This window comes from Tenacibaculum sp. XPcli2-G (assembly GCF_024124505.1).
Taxonomy (GTDB): Bacteria; Bacteroidota; Bacteroidia; order Flavobacteriales; family Flavobacteriaceae; genus Polaribacter; species Polaribacter mesophilus.
Map to the genome: position 1 here is coordinate 349,784 of NZ_JAMXSH010000004.1, position 17,900 is coordinate 367,683.

The window sequence follows — 17,900 nt, forward strand, 5'->3', positions numbered from 1 at the left end:
ACTTCATTAGTATAAAAATTAAAAAACCTTGGAAAGTACCAAGGTTTTTTTGGATAAACTAAATATTTTAATAATACTCCTATAATAAAAACAATATTAATTTGCAGGATCTAATTTATTAATTGCTGTAATCGTTCCTCCTTCTACTTCGATTCCCTGTGTAGCTTTTGCTGTTCTAGCATCTATATTGTAAACATAGCTCCCGTTTTTTGTTGTTATACCAATATAAACTATTCCTTCAGCTTTAGACACATAATGCCCTTTTGATGCAATACTTTCTATTTCTTCTTTTGTAGGAAGCCCAGTTACATCTGTTAACGTTTTAGCATATACATCTACAATAGCCAAATCTTTTCCAGAACTATATGTCCCTTTTGAAGCTGTATCGTGCAAGTTTACTAAAAATTTACCATTTCCTAAATATAAATGAGAAGTAACATATCTATTACCTGAAGCTTCTTCAATGTTATAATAAAAAGCTTGGTCAAATGCTGTTTCTCCTTTTTTTATTCTTGTTATTGCTGATGGTTTTGTAGATGTTATTTCTCCATTAGTTGTTGCTACAGAAGAAGAAAAAGCATATGTATCTCCTTTTTCATCTACAGACAAACCATTGTTAAAATAACGTCCAATATGACTAGTTCTATCGTCATGAATCGTTTTTACATACTCCATTTCTGGATAAGAATACACTGCAATATTGGCTTCGTTAGGGTAGTTCGTTCCAAATCTATCTGTAGAATTTCCTTTAATTGTAAAATAAGGCAAATACACATAATCACCTACTTGAGTTATCCAAGTAAAGAAAGCTAACTCACCATTTTCCTTATTTGCTAAGTCCTTAGTATTAATTTGTCCTTCGGCTACAAATTGTGATGTTCTGGTATCAAGACGGTACCAAGAAGCTATAGGGGAGTCAGAACTTCTTGATATTTTTATTAATAGTAAATCGTCTTTAACTGGCGCAAACGCTTGTACAGTTTCTGATTGGAAGTTAGATAACTTTTCTAATGCTCCTTTATCGTCTAACTGATAAGTTGTAACAGCTCCTGGGTTTCCTTGTCCGTATAATAAACTAAAAAACTTATTATTACTAGTTACATAATAACGATATGTTCCATCTTGCTCAATACCGTTTCCTACTGTGCTAATTTTTCCTTGGGTTAAATTATCTGTTGTAAGTATATAATCTGCAACTCCTTCTGATGCTTTTGGTGTCGCAGTTATTAAGTATTTTGCTCCTTTTTGAGGTGTTTCTCCCTGTTTTGGAGTATTATCATCACTACATGACGTAAAAATTGCCGCTGCAATAAATAAAGCTGAATAAAGGTTTTTGTACTTCATTTGTTTTAATTTATAATTGTTATTTAATTATCTTCTATATATGTGTTCTTAAAAAAAAGTGTATTTAATTTTTCCTGTAAAATTTCTACTAGGTTTTTGTAAACTAAAATTGTCATAAAGCTCAGCATTTAACAAGTTTCTACATTCTAAAGTAAATTGTAGTTTCTTGTTTAATGAGTATGTAAAACTTATATCATGTGATATTTGTTGAGGAATTTCAAGTTTATTACTCCCTAAACTTGGCCAGTACAAATAAAAATCATGAACAAACAACAAGTTATAGGCTACATTTAATTTGTCTTCTTTATTCCATAGATTAGAAAAAGTGTAGCTCGCGTCAGCATTTCCAAATAAATAAGGCTCGTTAGGAACTCGATCTTTGTAAACAACACTAACTTCTGTTTGATTATCTTCATATTTTGTGTTATTTCTTAAGTTTTGATAAGTTATGTTTGCTCCTAGTGAGACTTGATTATTAAAGTTATATCTTGCCTCTGCTTCTACACCAAGGTTGGTTACACTCGCTAAATTATCCATAACTTGCCTACTTTGATTTTTATTAAGTGTAGGTCTAATGAAATCTTTTGCATCTCTATAAAAACCATTTGCATTAAAATTAAAAGAGTGATTACTGCTTGTATGCTTCCAAAGACTAACTCCTAAATTATAATTATTACTATTTTCTGGTTTTAGACTTAAGTTTCCTTCTAAATTAATTACATCTCCATAAAGTTCATTTGCTTCTGGTAAACGATAACTTTTTTCATAAGAAGCTTTTAATTGTATATCATCGTTTACAAAATATGTTGCCGCAAGCCCATACCCTGTATGATTAAACTTATTAACTTGATTTCTATACGCTACATCTCCGTAGTTTCCACTAGGATTATATGCCTCTGCAAACTTATTTCGTTGATAGTATTTTTTTATAAAAGCTGAAGTACTCCAGTTTGAACTTTTAAAATCATAACCTAAACCCATCACATTTTTCATCACTTTTTTGGGGTGTTCGTAAATTTCGTTATCTGGATTTAACTCATTATGCCCTACTCTATCAAACGTATTAAGAGTATTACTAAATGTAATTTTATGCTTATCATTCAACTTATAGTTTAAGCTTGTTGTTGTAATACCTGCGTTATTTTTGTATTTATATAAAGAATACGAACGTTCTCCTCCGGGGCCATCATATTCTTTAAAATCTCCAAACCAATTGTAACGCCTATGTAACGTATCAATATTTTTTTCTTCTCCCAAGTTGATATTAGCGGTTAACTTAAAATCTAAGTTTTTAAATATAAAGTCGTTCTTTTTATACTTTACACTAGGCATTATAATATTACCTTTTGTATGCCAAGCACCAAACACGCTTACCATTCTTGCTCCTGTTTGAATTTCTCTATAACTCTGTCCTAGGGTTATACCAAATAATAATTGATCTGCGAACTCAGTATTTACAAAACCTACATTAAGAATGGCTACTTCGTTATGGTAAGTATCATTAAAACGTTTTACTCTTTGGTTGGGAAAATATTCTCCCGTGTTTAAATCAGATACATCAACGTTTACTTTATAATTGTTATCAGAATAGTTTTGAAAAGCATTTAATTGCGCAGTAAACCCAGATTTTGCTACATAAACAGCATTTACATGTGATCTATGAGTATTAAACGAACCAAAAGAATACGAAGCTTCTAAATGACTTTTTTTATGCTGTTGTGTTATAATGTTTACAGCTCCTCCCAATGCATCTGCTCCTAAACCTATAGGTACTACTCCTTTATATATTTCTATGCGTTCTGCTAAACTTATTGGAATGTTATTAATTTGTAGAGATGAACCAAAATTATCCATGGGTAATCCATCAATAAAAAATCGAACTTGATTTCCTCTAAAACCGTTAAGTGAAAAATTCATTCGAGAACCAACCCCTCCACTTTCTCTAATGCGTACTCCTGCTACTCTATCTAACGCATGTCCTAAATCTAAAGAGGTATGATGTAACTGCTTAGCATCAACAACACCCACATTATATGCTTTTTCTTTTACTATTTTTACGATACTTTTTCCTGTTACAAGTACCTCATCTAACTCTACTGATGATTCTTCTAATTGTATTGATAATACTAGTTCTTCTCCCTCTTCTATCTTAAAAAATAGTTCCTTAGTTTTAAAGCCTACAAAAGAAACTTTAAGTACATATTTTCCTTTAAGCTTACCTTTAAAAAGAAAATGACCATTTATATCAGTTGAAATTCCTTTATTCGTGTCTTTTATAATAACTGTTGCTCCAGGAATTGGTTTTTTCCACGCATCTACTACTGTTCCGGATAATTTAGACTGTGTATATCCTACGAATAAAAATAGAAGGTTAATCGTTATAAAACTTATTGATTTCTTAAATATATTCACTTTGTTTTTATTTAGACTTAATTGAAATTAAAACAAAATTACTCCTATAAAACTGTAAGTTTTATACGCTAAACGGATAATTAGCTACGCTAAACGGAGTAAATAATATTGATTATTAAGATGATTCTTTTAAAGCTTTTTATTTCTTTTTATTTTGAAGAAAATACTAAATGCTGTTATTGAAAGTAGCAACCAAAAAGCATCTACCACAAAAATTTGTGAATATCCTTTTTGCCAAGAAATCCATAGCCAATTGCCTGTAATAGCACCATTTGAGATAGGTACTAGAAATCCTAAAATACTTCCTAATAAAAGTGATATTTTATTGGTAAAGTAATTGTCTTTTTTTACGATAAAAAGTGAGCTTAGTATAAGCCATCCCCAGAAAAATATCTGATAAATAAATACTTTTCTATTGTCTCCATTGCTGTCCGAAAAACATTTAACGCTAATAAAAACAAGAGCAGTTATTGGATATAAGCTTAAACATATAGCCATATAAATATTTACTAGCCAACTATTGAATTTACGTTTGTAATTAGGTACGCTTTTTTTATCTCTTGCAACTAACCAAATAAGTACACCAGATATGATTACAAAACAGGTAATAAAACCCAAAACCAAGTAAATTAATTTCATTCCATAACCACCAAAATCTCCAAAGTGTAATCTTTTTAAAAGATTTGTAGCTCCTTCTACATATGATAAGCTATTTTTTGAATCTTTTGTTTGCACTATATATCCATCTGAAGCTTTGAATGTGATTGACCCTGAACTTAAAAAGTTATCCTTATACTTTGGGTATCCTCCTACTTTTACATGCATATTTGCATCTCCATAATTAAATATTTCGACACTATTTAATTGTAAGCTTGGGTATTTTTTTTTAGTTCTAACTAAAAAATCATTAATAGAAATAGTTTTTTCTAATTCTACTGCTTTGTACTCATAATTTATATCTTTTTCGTAATTCAATGCTTCTGTTAAAGCTTTAGAATTATCATTAAAAATATAGTTTTGCACAGGTGCTAGCATTACCATATAACCAATAATTAGGTATGCGCCTGTAACAGCAAATATAAACTGATATGGTAGTCCTATTACACCGAGTGCAACATGCGCATCTGTCCAAATAGTTTTCCATTTCGTTTTTGGTCGAAATTGGTAAAAATTAGGTACTACTTTTTTCCAGTGAACGATAATTCCTGTTATAATTGCAAACAAAAAGAAAAAAGCTATTAAACCAGCAAAAACATACCCAGATCGTCCATAAAAATTTAATTGCGCAAAAAAATGTAGCCTGTAAAAAAATTCTCCTAAAGAATAGTTTTGGTTATAATTTGCTTTTTTAAAGGTTTTTAAATTTGTATAAAAAAAAGCTCTTTTAGGCTCTTTTTTTGGTGCCAATGTATCTTTAGACTGCCCCATTCTGGTGATTACATTTTGTCCTTCTATATTTCTATAAAAAGAAATGTCTCTACCTTTTAGGTAATACTCTTCTCCTAAATTATTTAATAAAGCATCAAAATCTCCTTCTAAAAAAAAGTTTTTTTCAACGGGCTCATTTCTTTCCCAAGCTATTATTTCATCTCTTAAAAAAGAAATAGATCCTGTAAAAAAAATTACATATAATGCTGCACTTATAACAATACCACTAATGGTATGTGTATGAAACATTATATTATATACTCTCTTAGTCATAATGGTATTTTAATATAATTGATTCGGATTATTTAAGTAAATGACTATAATAAATAGAAGACTAACAAGAGTATAAAGCGCCCATATTTTCCATGCACTTTTGGCTAAAAAGGCTAAAATCATTAAAACCGCCCACATAATAAATCCAAAAAAACGTAGTGTCATTATTACATTTGGTATGTTAAAAAAAGTCATTAACATGATGTGAAAGGTTTCTGTTACAACATATCCTCCTACAAAACCAGCACTTATTTTTGCAATACGCTGGATAGGTGAACTTGTCAAATATTTTTTATTTGCTGGCATAATTATTTAAGATAAACTTCAAGTAATAGTGATAAAATCATCATAACAACTAATATTGAGAATTTTAAAAAGCGTAAAGGTTCAATTAAAACAACTAAACTTGACACTAACATTAATAGAGTTAAATATGAAAATATTCCTGCGCCAAAACCTAAATATAAAATCGCGCTAGTTAAACCAATAATTAACAAGACTACACCTATATACTTTCCTTTTATTTTATTCTCATTAATTCATTTTTGAAGAGGTAAATAAAATGTTAAATCTGCTCTATTTGAAGTACTGTATAAAAAATAAAAACCTGTGAGAGCTAAACAGCCTATAATTGTTAACATGCTATTTTTTTTATAAGTTATAACTAAAATCGATTTTGTCATTTTTTATGTTAAAACTAATTTTACTTATTAAGACTAAATAAAAATAAATTATTTTTGTCTTCTGCAAAATTAATTTTTATTCGAAAATCGGGGGATACGTTAAACGGATAAAAAACATACGTTAAACGGAATAAGAAAGTATGAAGGTTACCATATATAATAATGAAGAAGCTATTTTTGATAAGCTATCTAATATTAAAAATATAAATGATAATTTTTACAAAACCTTAGTAACTAACTTTAATGAAGATAATTTTAAAGGTTGGTATAAGGAGCATGTATTTGAAAACTTCAAAATAGGTTTTGGCTCCATAAAAACTATAAAAGGCTATAAAATATCTTTTAATATTAAAGGAGAAAGTATAGAAATGTTATTTAACTTAAGAGGGAAATTTACTATACATATACCTGAAATAGAAAGTAAGTATTTTTTTAACTCTAACTCACATAATATTAACTTTTATAGCAATACAAAAGGCTTTTTAGAGTGTGGATCTTCAGAATCTTTTATTGTACGCCTTAACTTATCTCCTTTATTCTTCATTCAGTATTTACCCGATGATATTAGGTTTGATGATTTTAAAAAAATCATTAGTGATAAAAAATTTGGTAAACTTAATTCAGAAAACTGCTTAATAAATTCAAGAATGCATTTTTTGATAAAAGAAGTTATTGCCTCTGAATGGGATAATCATTTTCGAAAAATACATATTACCTCTAAAATATTAGATCTTCTTTTATTACAACTTTATCAGTTTACACCTAGTACTCCTAAAAAAAACACAACAAAGCTAACTACTACTGAAGCTAATAAAATTGAAAGGGTTTATGAATATATACTTAATAATTATACATCTACGCTAACCTTATCTTTGTTATGTAAAGAAATTGGCACCAATGAATATGCCTTAAAAAAAGGATTTAAAACCACATTTGGTATTACCGTATTTAAATTTATTGCTAATTTAAGAATGAATAAGGCTAAAGAACTATTATTAAAAGGCCATACCGTAAATGAGGTTTCTGAAAAGGTAAGTTATAAAAACCCACAACACTTTTCTACTGCCTTTAAAAAGAAGTTTGGTACTTCTCCTAGTAAATTTTTAAGTGAACTAAGTTTTTATGATATAAAAAATTAATAAGTACTTCTTTTTTAAAACAAAAAAACCTTGGAACTACATGATTCCAAGGTTTTACAACTAACTCTACAAATCTAACATACTTGCTTAACAAGAATGCTATTCTTTTAATAAGACTTCATCAAAAAATTTGTCTTTAAGTTTTTGATAAGCTTCTAAATTATTTTGATAATTCTCACGTAACCTATCGTACTCTTCTAAATAAGCCATATCGCACTGTATATCGTCACATTCTGCTACATTTACATAGGTATTTGAATATGATAAAACAGTTTTATAAAGCTCATTATTTACTTTTTTTATCTTAGAAAAGAGTTCTAGTATTTCTTTAGAAATAGTTTTATTGACTAAAGAGTATTCATGCAAGCTTAAAAGGTTCTCAATCTCTTTATTAATATACTGTAACTGATCTACCCATCCTTTTAATTCTACATGGTTGTATTTATGTACTACATCTATATCGCTACCGTGATTATTAAGTGTCATTTTTTTATCTTTAAATTAAGGTACTGAAACTTTCGTTCTTTTTTTCTTGAACTACTTTTAAAATTTTAACTTCTTTCTTCCCTCCTGGTAAATCCCAATGAACTACATCATTTAGAGCATAACCAAATAAAGCTATACCTATTGGCGTTAAAATAGAAACCTTGTTGGTTTTCAAATCCTTTTCAGTTGGTCTTACAATCTGAATAGTTTTTTCCCAAACATCTCCAGAAGCTATAGTCACAACAGTATTTAAGCGTATGACATCATCAAACATTTGTTCTTCATCTAAAATTTTTGCTGTTTTTAACTCCTCAGCAAACTTGCCTAATGATGTTTGTACTTTACTTTCTTCAGTATGCGCTGAAACATTAAGTAAACTCTTAATGTATACATACTCTTTTTTCTCTAAAACTAAACTTCCGTGTTTCATTTTACTCCTTTTTATGGAAAAATACCTCGTTGAACATACGCTTTTTCAATACGTTGTATCGCTATACAGTAAGCTGCTTTTCGCATATCAACACCTTCTAACTTTGCATAATCTGAAACTCTAGTATAGGAGTCTTTTAGCTTCTTGTCTAATCGCGTAATTACTTCTTCCATATTCCACAACTCTCCGTTACGGTTTTGAAGCCACTCGAAATAACTAGTGATTACTCCTCCTGAATTACATAGTATATCAGGTATAATTGTTACTCCTTTTTCTAAAAGAATTTTTTCTCCTTCAACATTTATAGGTCCGTTTGCTCCTTCAGCTATTAAATTAGCTTTGATTAAGTGTGCATTATCTTCAGTTATCTGATTACCCAATGCTGCTGGTATACAAATATCACAGTCAGTAGCAAAAAAATCTTCCTTCTCTATTGCTATTGATTCTGGGTACTCTACCAAACTTCCATTATTAGCTTTTGTATAATTGAAAAGGTCATCTACTTTAATTCCGTTCGTATTTTGAATACTTCCATAAGCATCTTGAACCCCTATCATTTTTGCTCCTTCTTGTTCTAAAAAGTAAGCCGCCCAATACCCAACGTTTCCAAACCCTTGAACAATAAAAGTTTTTCCTTCTAAAGTTTGGTTATTTTCTTCTACCCAAAACTTGATGGTTAAGAAAACTCCATAACCTGTAGCTCTATCTCTCCCTTCAAGACCTCCACTACCTATTGGCTTTCCAGTAACTACATGTTGATTCATTGAACGTTCAGCTGGTGCTTTTGTGCTCATATAGGTATCAGCCATCCACGCCATTGTTTGAGCGTTTGTATTAACATCTGGAGCAGGAATATCATGCTCTGGTCCAATATTATCTCCTAATGCAAACGTAAAACGTCTGGTAATACGCTCTAATTCATCTTTTGAATATTTTGCTGGGTCTATTTGAATTCCTCCTTTACCTCCACCGTATGGTAAGCCAGCAAGAGATGTTTTCCATGTCATCCACATAGCTAATGCTCTGGCTGCATCAATATCTACCGTTGGATGGTAACGTAAACCTCCTTTATATGGTCCCAAAGCATTGTTATGCTGCACACGATATCCTTGAAAAATTTCAACATCTCCATTATCCATCTTTACAGGAAAATTAACAATGATTTCGTTATTCGTAATACTTAATATCTTACGAATATTAGGGTGTAAACCAATTTGATCTGATGCACTATTAAACTGTTCTAGTACATTATCAACCATTCCTCTAGCATTCTTTCGCTTCGCTGGTTTTATTAATTCTTTGGTTAATGTCATCTCACTTATGTTTGAATTTATTTTACTTCCTAAAGTTTCACTTTTTGTATTATTCATACGTTATTTATTATACAGCTTGCATTTCTTGTTTCATAGCAGTTACGTCATCTTCTCTTGCTTTTTCTGCACTTACCTCATTATACTCACTACACGACCATACTTTTTCTTTAGATTTGGTTAACACACATATATTTATTTCTGTACATGATGGACAAATATTAAAGGGATTAGTGTTCATAAATTATATTCATTTTATTCTTCCCTTTAAAGGCAAATGACATGCCGCTAAACATGCCAAAAAAACAAAAACTTCTAAATCCCTTTATCTACAAAGGATTCAGAAGTTTTTATAAATTTTTACTTAAAATAAAAACGGGTAATTTCTCCTCAAGTGGAGAAAAAACACCCAGAAAAATTTTTGTTATTCTTTCAGCTTTTCTCGTAATGTCTTACGGTCTATTTGAAGAATTTTTGCTGCTTTTGTTTTATTGTTATTAGTTGCGTTTAATACATATTGTATATGACGTTTTTCCATTTCTTTTAAGGGGATTAATCTTTCCTCAGAAAAATCGACATTATACTTTAGTGAATCAGGTAAATGCTCTACTTCTACTATACGATCACACATAATTACCGCACGCTGTATTATATTTTCTAACTCTCTAATATTCCCTGGCCAATTATATCTTTGTAGTATAGCTAAAGCTTTAGGACTTATTTTCACAAACCTATCTTTATATTCCACCCCATATTTAAACAAAAACTTTTCTACTAACATAGAAATATCTTCTTTCCTTTCCCTCAAAGGTGGTACCTCTATTTCAACTACTGTCAACCTATAAAATAGGTCTTCTCGAAATGTTCTTTTTTGAATCATTTCTTTTAGGTTATTGTTGGTGGCAGCAATAATTCTTACGTCTACTTTCTCCGCTTTTTGAGCTCCAACCTTCACCACTTCTTTTTCTTGTAAAACCCTTAGTAATTTAGACTGTACATTTAATGAAGCATTGCCTATTTCATCTAAAAAAATAGTTCCTCCATTAGCCGCTTGAAAAAAACCATTTCTGTTACCGTCTGCTCCTGTAAAAGCGCCTTTTATATAACCAAACAACTCAGACTCTAATAAATTTTCAGGAATTGCTCCACAGTTTACCGCTATGTATGGTCCTTTAGCAAATTTCCCTTCATAATGTATTGCACGAGCCACTAACTCTTTACCTGTTCCACTTTCTCCTTTAATAGAAACTGTTGCTTTATTATTTTTTACTCGATCTATTATTTGAAAAATTTCATTAATCTTTTCTGAAGCCCCTATCATATCTCCATAAAAGTCCTTTTTCTCTTTTTCTTGAGTAGTTTTTTTATGACTTTTTTCTGCTTTTTTTAAAGCATCATCCATTGCTGTTTTCAACTCATCTTTTGTAAAAGGCTTCGTTAGATATGCTACTACTCCTGACTTAATGGCTTCTAATGAATCTTGAACAGATGGATATCCTGTTACTATAAGTTTAGGCAACTTTGGATAGTGTTCTGAAACAAATTTAACAAGCTCAAAACCATCCACTTCAGGCATTTTTAAATCGGTTATTAGCAAATCAATTGGGGTATCTCTTAAAATTGTAACTGCTTCTTTAACTGATACTGCCTTGTAGGTATGATAATTCCAAGATTGTAAATGTCGATGTAACAACTCTAAGATATGAACATCATCATCTACTATTAATATATTTTCCTTTTTTAACGGCATTTCTTTTATTTTGGTAATCTAACCTCAAAGATAGCACCTTTTTCAATGCCATTTTTAGCTGTTATTGTTCCTTTATGACTCAATACAATACCATGCACAACACTTAACCCTAACCCTGTTCCTTCTCCTGTTGGCTTTGTTGTATAGAAAGGCTGAAATACTTTTTCAAGACCTTCGTCACTTAATCCTATCCCTTCATCAGAAATTCTTAATATCACTTCTTTATCTGTTTGAAATGTTTCAATAGTCACCAGTCCATCTTTAGGTGAAAAGTAAATAGCATTAATAATAAGATTGAAAATAATCTGAGTAAGTTGAACCGTATCTGCCCGTAACCACAATTCAGATTCTTCTACTTTCACTAGGTATTTTACAGACTGTCTTCTAAAAGTAGCGTCCAGTAAATTTATTGCATCTTTTATACTCGGAATAATGTTTACTTTTTTCATTTCTTGTGGCATTTCACAAGCAAAATACATGAGTTTTTTTACTACTTCTCTTGAAAAAATTGTACTTTGAATAATTTTATCTACATCTGCCAAAGCCTTTTCATTACTAGACATATCTGCTTTCAATAATTCTGAGTAACCTAAAATATTAGCTAGCGGGGTATTTAATTCATGGGCAATACCAGCGGTTAATTCTCCTAAGATTGATAAACGATCGGCGTGTTCCATTTTACGCCTCATCGACAGCTCATTGTTCTTTATTTCAATACGCTCTAAAAGTCCCCCTATTTTTATAGCAACTGTATCAAATAATTCTTTTTCCTCTTTTAAATATAGATTATCCTTAAGTTCTTTTCCTTTTATAAATGCTGATATTTTTCCTTTAGGTATGTTAAATACCAGAATAGTACTTGAAATTATACAAAGCTCTTTCTTTGTTTTACTTTTCTCTTCAGAATACTCTTCTATATCGATAAAAACTTGGGTGCTTTTTGGAAACTGTAATGCTTTTTTTAAACTTTTCGTTATTGCTTTTAAAGTTACATCAACTTGATCAAGATTAGCGTTTATTATTAAAGATGTTACCTCATAAAGACAGGTTAACTCTTTTATACGCTCTTTTAGTTCTTTTTCTGTTGTACTTACTGACCTCATTGATTAGTTTTTATTAAGCTCTGATAAACTCTTGCTCTTTCTGGGAATAAAAATACAAAATAACTCTCCTTTGCTCACTTTGTCTTTAAAAACTCTTACATTATATATTCTTTTTTATGCTTTACCTATTTTATGTAAATTCGTAGTTATGGAATTACTTTTTATAGGTTTGGCAGGAGGAACCATTATATCCTATTATATTTTTAAAAAATTCACCTCAGTAAAAAGAAAAAATTTGACCGAAAAACAATCGGTAGTTTTGTTAGATAAAATAAAAAAAGTATCTAAATTAATTACTGTTGAAGGAGAATTTGCCGAAATATATCACCATGAAAACACCAAAGAAAAATTTTTAGGACTTGTTACCAGTAAGAAAAAAGCCATTATTCTAATTAATGCTAAAGTGCATATTGGTTTTGATTTTAAGAAAATAAAAATGCATACAGATACTAAGAAAAAAGTATTAGTTCTTTCTGAATTTCCTCAACCTGAAGTATTTTCAATAGAGCCTAATTTACGTTTCTATGATATTCAAAACGGATTACTTAACAAGTTTAGTTCTGAAGATTTAACTGAAGTAAATAAAGAAGCGAGAGAACACATTCTTCAAAAAATACCTGAAAGTAATTTAATGCAAACAGCAAACAAAGAAGCCCTAGAAGCAGTTACCTTAATGCAAAATTTAGTGGAAACTATTGGATGGAAACTAGACTACACTGCTTTAAAAATTCCTGAATCAACTCAAAATTTAATTGAATAATGAATATTGAAGAATTTCGTAACTATTGCATTACCAAAAAAGGAGTAACTGAACATTTTCCGTTTGATGATAATGTTTTAGTATTTAAAGTAATGAATAAAATGTTTGCTTTATCGGGTTTAAATAGTTGGGAGCAACATGAACCTAAAATTAATTTAAAATGTGAGCCTGAGCGTGCTTTAGAATTACGAACTGAATATGAAAGTATTAACCCAGGATTTCATATGAGTAAAAAACACTGGAACACAGTTACTTTGAACAATGATGTTTCTGATACTTTTGCTTTTGAATTAATTAACCATTCATACGAACTTATAGTGAAAGGATTAACAAAAAAACTTCAAGAAGAATTCCGAAATTTATGATAGAACAAGATAGTTTAGAATACTCCTTTGAACTTATAACTCCTAACTCTACAGAATTAAACTATAAACTGACAAAAGAATATTTTAAAGAAGGTAAGTTTAAGAGTGAAGAAAACTTTTTTCAATTAGAGTTTAAACAAGGATCAAAGTTAAAAAACGGACTTGTTCTCAACCCTCTTAAATGGAAAAGTCAATTTCAAATAACTTTTGACAACAATCTAGTTTTTGTAAAAGGACTTGTTGATCCTTCTAATCAGTTTGTTTCACAAGCAGAAATAAATTGTTGGAATAGATTCATCACAAACTTTAAAAACAGTCTTTTACAAAGAAAAAACTTATTCATACTTAACAAAGAGTTTGTAAAAACTTCAAAAAAATCCACGTTGAGTTATATTTCTTACGGTATAGTCTTAACAGTTTTACTTCTAGTAATAATAGGATTCACTGCCGATTACTTTAAGTTAAGTCTCACTCAAGTAGTCATTCCTTCTTCAGCGATTACTGCAATTGTGATTTTCTTAATTCAACGAAAAATGAATCAAAATAAAATCAGCTAACATGCTCAAATCTGACCTTAGAAAACTATACAAACAAAAGAGAAATACGCTTACTCAAACAGAAAAAGAAAAATTACAAGAGAGCATTTACCAACAAATATTCGAGTTACAAACTGATGATATTCATACTGTACATTTGTTTTTATCCATGCGAAAGTTTAATGAAATAGACACGAAGCCCATCATTGATTTTTTTAGAGGCAAAGGAAAAAGAATTATTGTTAGTCGTTGTAATTTCGAAGATGATACTCTTTCACATTTCTATTTTGAAAAAGACACTGAGCTAGAACTCAATAAATTTGGAGTTCCGGAACCTATAAATGCGGAAGAAGCTAATGTAAAAGATATTGATTTAGTTTTTGTTCCTATGTTAATTTCTGACGAACAGAACTATAGGGTTGGTTACGGAAAGGGCTTTTATGATCGATTTTTATCTGAATGTAGAGAAGATACTCGCACCATTGGACTTAACTTCTTTCCCCCTATCAAAAAGATAAAAGATACTCATAAGTTTGATGTTCCATTAGATTCTGTGATATACCCAAAATAAAAAATCCCGCTAAATGCGGGATTTTTTATTTTATATAACTGACGATTATCCGTTCATTGAAATCAGGAACTCCTCGTTATTTAATGATCTTTTAATTCTATCTTGAATAAACTCCATTGCTTCAATAGGGTTCATATCAGCTAAATACTTACGTAATACCCACATACGTTGTACAGTCTTTTCATCTAATAATAAATCATCACGACGTGTACTCGACTTAATTAAGTCAATTGCAGGATAAATTCTGCGATTAGCAATATTACGCTCTAATTGTAACTCCATATTACCCGTACCTTTGAATTCTTCAAAGATAACCTCGTCCATTTTCGAACCAGTTTCAGTAAGCGCAGTAGCAATAATAGTTAAAGAACCTCCATTTTCAATGTTACGAGCTGCCCCAAAGAAACGTTTTGGTTTGTGTAATGCATTAGCATCAATACCTCCTGATAAAATCTTCCCAGATGCTGGTGCCACGGTGTTGTATGCTCTTGCTAAACGTGTAATAGAATCTAATAAAATTACTACATCATGTCCACACTCTACTAAACGTTTTGCTTTTTCCAACACAATATTAGCTACACGAACATGTTTATCCGCTGGTTCATCAAAAGTAGATGCAACCACCTCACCACGTACACTACGTTGCATATCAGTAACCTCTTCTGGGCGTTCATCAATTAATAAAACAATCTGATAAACTTCAGGATGATTTGCTGCAATTGCTTTTGCTACATCTTTTAACAATACTGTTTTACCCGTTTTAGGTTGCGCCACAATCATACCACGTTGTCCCTTTCCTATTGGAGAAAACAAATCAATGATTCTAGTTGACAATGAACTTCCTTTTTCTGCTAAGTTAAACTTTTCATTAGCAAATAATGGTGTTAAGTGTTCAAAAGATACACGATCTCTTACGATGTTAGGATTTAATCCATTAATTTTTGATACTCTAATTAACGGGAAGTACTTTTCGCCTTCCTTTGGAGGACGTACGTTACCTCTAACTGTATCACCTGTTTTTAATCCAAATAACTTTATTTGAGACTGTGACACATAAATATCATCAGGTGATGATAAATAGTTGTAATCTGAAGAACGTAAAAAACCATATCCATCAGGCATCATTTCTAAGACACCTTCACTTTCAATAATACCATCAAACTCAAAATCAGGGTCACGGTACTTATTACCACTTTTATGATGCTGCTTATTAGTATTCTGGTTTTTATTATGCTTATTACCTCTATTATTGTGGTTTTTATTATGCTGCTGCTTTTGCTGTTGAGGTTGTTGCTTTTTATCCTCTGAAGCTTGAACTTGCTTCTTCTCTTCTTGTCTTTTCTTAGGCTTATTAACAACTTCCTTTTTTTCTGGAGTTACTTTTTCTGGAGTTTTTTTCACTTCAGTTTCGTTAACAACCTTTTCTGGATTTTCTGCAGTAATTTTAGCTTCTGTTTTAGCTATTCTTTTCCTTTTAGGCTTGTCTGCTTTAGGTGCAGCAGGTTTAGGTTTAGCCTCATTAGCACTTGCTTCTGCTTGCGCATCTAAAATTTTGTATACTAAGTCTAGTTTTTTTAGTTGACTAATCTTTGTTAATCCTATTGATTTGGCAATAACTTGTAAATCAGCTAATTTTTTAGTTTTTAATTCCGAAATATCGAACATTCGTTAAATAATTAAGTTACTAAAATTCCTTATTTGTAAAGAATTGTTTTGTATTAAGTTTTGTTTTGAGTGCTAATTATATAGGGGCTATATAATAATTTTGTGCGGTTACATACAAGGCAAATATATACAAATATTTTAACTTCTAATATTTCTTTTTAAAAAAAGAAGTATTACATTTGCTACCCGATAAAAAATTATGATACAAAGAATACAATCTATATACCTATTAGTAGCAGGAATTATCTCTGGAGGATTGACTTTTATAGTTAGTCTTTGGAGTAACTCCCAAACTAATACTATTTATGTTTTAGATTTATTTTCTGGGAACTCAATCTTACAAAAAAGTATTCCTGTTTTATTTTTTATTTCGGCTTTAGTAGCTATTGTAACAATATTTCTATTTAAAAATCGTCAGTTACAATTTGTACTAAACCGGTTAAACATATTGATAAACCTTTTTTTATTAGGACTATTGATTTATTTATCACAAACATTATCTGGAGAAGCTTTGGTTTCTGAGAAAGGTATTGGGATGTTCTTTCCTATCATTGTTATTTTGCTATTAGTTTTAGCAAATAGAGCCATTAAGAAGGATGAAGATCTTGTAAAATCTGTAGATAGATTACGATAAACCTAACATCTTAGTATATTTAGTGCGAAAAAAACCGAGATTTAATTCTCGGTTTTTTATTTTTGATTCCGTAGGCTATTCAAGCCCTCTAGCTTTAAATGTTAAAGAAATGTTAAAAAAAACTCAGGGTTTTCCCTGAGTCACTAATAAAACAATTAGGGATACTGTGTATTGTACACACTCTTTTAACCTCATAAATTTGTAACTGTAATAACAATCATGAATTACAACAAGATAAAAGTTCACATAGCAGATGACCATAAGATATTAATAGACGGTGTCATTGCTTTATTAAATACTGAAGATAATATTGAAGTTGAAGGCTATTCTTTAACTGGTAAGCAAGTAGTAAATTGGTCTTCAAAAAACACAGCTGATGTATTAGTTTTAGACATAAACATGCCTGAAATGGATGGTATTGAAGTTTTAAAAACGTTTAGAAAACGTAATACAACTATTAAAACAATAATTCTTTCTGGTTTGAGTGATCCAAAACTTGTTCAAGAAATGATTGCATTAGGAGCCAATGGTTTTGTTGATAAAAGTCGAGCTAATGAGCAAATAATTGACGCTATAAAAGTCGTTCACAATGGTATACAATACATTAGCGAAGACATTAAAGTAAAGTTATTAGACTTATATGCTTCAGATGCAAAAGACGAAGATGAACCAGAGTTTTTGCATGGAGATTTAACCGAGAGGGAAATTGCTGTATTAAGATTAATAGCAAAAGAAAAAAGCTCCAGTGAAATAGCAAAAAAACTAAATGTTAGTATTAAAACAGTAGAAACATATAGAAGTAATTTATATAAAAAATTAAAAGTAAAAAATGTAGTAGGTTTAGCGATGTATGCTGTGAGAAACAAAATAGTGTAAAGACATAATCAACCCTTCAAATTTTCTTTAGTCCCCCAGATTAAGAAGAAGCCCCCCGAGTCTATACACTTCATGCATCGCTAATCAACTGCTACTAATAATAAACCCAATAGCGATGTACGCGTTATTTAACAT

At 30.3% G+C, this 17,900-nt stretch carries 18 protein-coding genes; 7 read left to right on the forward strand and 11 right to left on the reverse strand.

All coding sequences use genetic code 11. The annotated features are described in order from the left end of the window. Positions 1-96 precede the first annotated feature (96 nt). The 4 genes from NH341_RS12540 to NH341_RS12555 form a co-directional block, all read right to left on the reverse strand. The gene (locus NH341_RS12540; protein WP_159495272.1) at positions 97-1,344 is read right to left on the reverse strand and encodes a DUF4374 domain-containing protein; all 1,248 of its coding nucleotides are present in this window, start codon (positions 1,342-1,344) and stop codon (positions 97-99) included. A gap of 48 nt (positions 1,345-1,392) precedes the next feature. After that, positions 1,393-3,756, reverse strand: coding sequence for a TonB-dependent receptor domain-containing protein (locus NH341_RS12545; protein ID WP_253057087.1), 2,364 nt, complete (start codon positions 3,754-3,756; stop codon positions 1,393-1,395). A 129-nt stretch (positions 3,757-3,885) separates the two neighbouring features. Next, complete coding sequence (locus tag NH341_RS12550; RefSeq protein WP_253057088.1) at positions 3,886-5,457, reverse strand: PepSY domain-containing protein; 1,572 nt, start codon at positions 5,455-5,457, stop codon at positions 3,886-3,888. A gap of 9 nt (positions 5,458-5,466) precedes the next feature. Continuing rightward, positions 5,467-5,763, reverse strand: a complete 297-nt coding sequence (locus tag NH341_RS12555) for a hypothetical protein (protein WP_253057090.1) — start codon at positions 5,761-5,763, stop codon at positions 5,467-5,469. Between the two features lie 517 nt (positions 5,764-6,280). Here NH341_RS12555 and NH341_RS12560 point away from each other — a divergent pair. After that, entirely contained in the window at positions 6,281-7,279 is a 999-nt protein-coding gene (locus NH341_RS12560) for a helix-turn-helix transcriptional regulator (protein ID WP_253057092.1), read from the forward strand. Positions 7,280-7,378: 99 nt separating this feature from the next. Here NH341_RS12560 and NH341_RS12565 read toward each other — a convergent pair whose 3' ends face one another. The 6 genes from NH341_RS12565 to NH341_RS12590 form a co-directional block, all read right to left on the reverse strand. Further along, entirely contained in the window at positions 7,379-7,765 is a 387-nt protein-coding gene (locus NH341_RS12565) for a hypothetical protein (protein ID WP_159615398.1), read from the reverse strand. A 10-nt stretch (positions 7,766-7,775) separates the two neighbouring features. Next, complete coding sequence (locus NH341_RS12570) at positions 7,776-8,195, reverse strand: GreA/GreB family elongation factor (protein WP_047790199.1); 420 nt, start codon at positions 8,193-8,195, stop codon at positions 7,776-7,778. A gap of 11 nt (positions 8,196-8,206) precedes the next feature. Continuing rightward, on the reverse strand, positions 8,207-9,508 hold the full coding sequence (locus NH341_RS12575; RefSeq protein WP_159615404.1) for a Glu/Leu/Phe/Val dehydrogenase: 1,302 nt from the start codon (positions 9,506-9,508) through the stop codon (positions 8,207-8,209). Positions 9,509-9,575: 67 nt separating this feature from the next. Beyond that, a complete protein-coding gene (locus NH341_RS12580) occupies positions 9,576-9,746 on the reverse strand; it encodes a hypothetical protein (protein WP_253057094.1) in 171 nt (56 codons plus the stop codon). Between the two features lie 183 nt (positions 9,747-9,929). Next, positions 9,930-11,255: a sigma-54 dependent transcriptional regulator gene (locus NH341_RS12585; protein ID WP_159615396.1), complete on the reverse strand. Its 1,326-nt coding sequence runs from the start codon at positions 11,253-11,255 to the stop codon at positions 9,930-9,932. Positions 11,256-11,260: 5 nt separating this feature from the next. Then, complete coding sequence (locus NH341_RS12590; protein ID WP_159615394.1) at positions 11,261-12,358, reverse strand: sensor histidine kinase; 1,098 nt, start codon at positions 12,356-12,358, stop codon at positions 11,261-11,263. Positions 12,359-12,506: 148 nt separating this feature from the next. On the opposite strand from NH341_RS12590, the gene NH341_RS12595 reads away from it, so the two are divergent. The 4 genes from NH341_RS12595 to NH341_RS12610 are packed head-to-tail and all read left to right on the forward strand — an operon-like array spanning position 12,507 to position 14,590. Further along, positions 12,507-13,118, forward strand: coding sequence for a DUF4230 domain-containing protein (locus NH341_RS12595; protein WP_253057096.1), 612 nt, complete (start codon positions 12,507-12,509; stop codon positions 13,116-13,118). Then, positions 13,118-13,483, forward strand: coding sequence for an MmcQ/YjbR family DNA-binding protein (locus NH341_RS12600; RefSeq protein ID WP_047790204.1), 366 nt, complete (start codon positions 13,118-13,120; stop codon positions 13,481-13,483). The genes NH341_RS12595 and NH341_RS12600 overlap by 1 nt, the downstream gene beginning before the upstream one ends. Continuing rightward, entirely contained in the window at positions 13,480-14,040 is a 561-nt protein-coding gene (locus NH341_RS12605) for a hypothetical protein (RefSeq protein ID WP_047790205.1), read from the forward strand. The genes NH341_RS12600 and NH341_RS12605 overlap by 4 nt, the downstream gene beginning before the upstream one ends. Position 14,041: 1 nt before the next feature. Next, complete coding sequence (locus NH341_RS12610; RefSeq protein WP_159615390.1) at positions 14,042-14,590, forward strand: 5-formyltetrahydrofolate cyclo-ligase; 549 nt, start codon at positions 14,042-14,044, stop codon at positions 14,588-14,590. A gap of 45 nt (positions 14,591-14,635) precedes the next feature. Here the strand turns inward: NH341_RS12610 and rho are convergent, their stop codons facing one another. Next, complete coding sequence (gene rho / locus NH341_RS12615) at positions 14,636-16,255, reverse strand: transcription termination factor Rho (RefSeq protein ID WP_159615388.1); 1,620 nt, start codon at positions 16,253-16,255, stop codon at positions 14,636-14,638. A gap of 199 nt (positions 16,256-16,454) precedes the next feature. Here rho and NH341_RS12620 point away from each other — a divergent pair, with 199 nt between their 5' ends. Together NH341_RS12620 and NH341_RS12625 are read left to right on the forward strand one after the other, a co-directional pair. Next, positions 16,455-16,889: a DUF4293 domain-containing protein gene (locus NH341_RS12620; RefSeq protein WP_159494553.1), complete on the forward strand. Its 435-nt coding sequence runs from the start codon at positions 16,455-16,457 to the stop codon at positions 16,887-16,889. 219 nt (positions 16,890-17,108) lie between these two features. Next, positions 17,109-17,765 carry a response regulator transcription factor gene (locus NH341_RS12625; RefSeq protein ID WP_073184660.1) on the forward strand — a complete coding sequence of 219 codons (657 nt, stop codon included), beginning with the start codon at positions 17,109-17,111 and terminating at the stop codon, positions 17,763-17,765. Positions 17,766-17,900 lie beyond the last annotated feature (135 nt).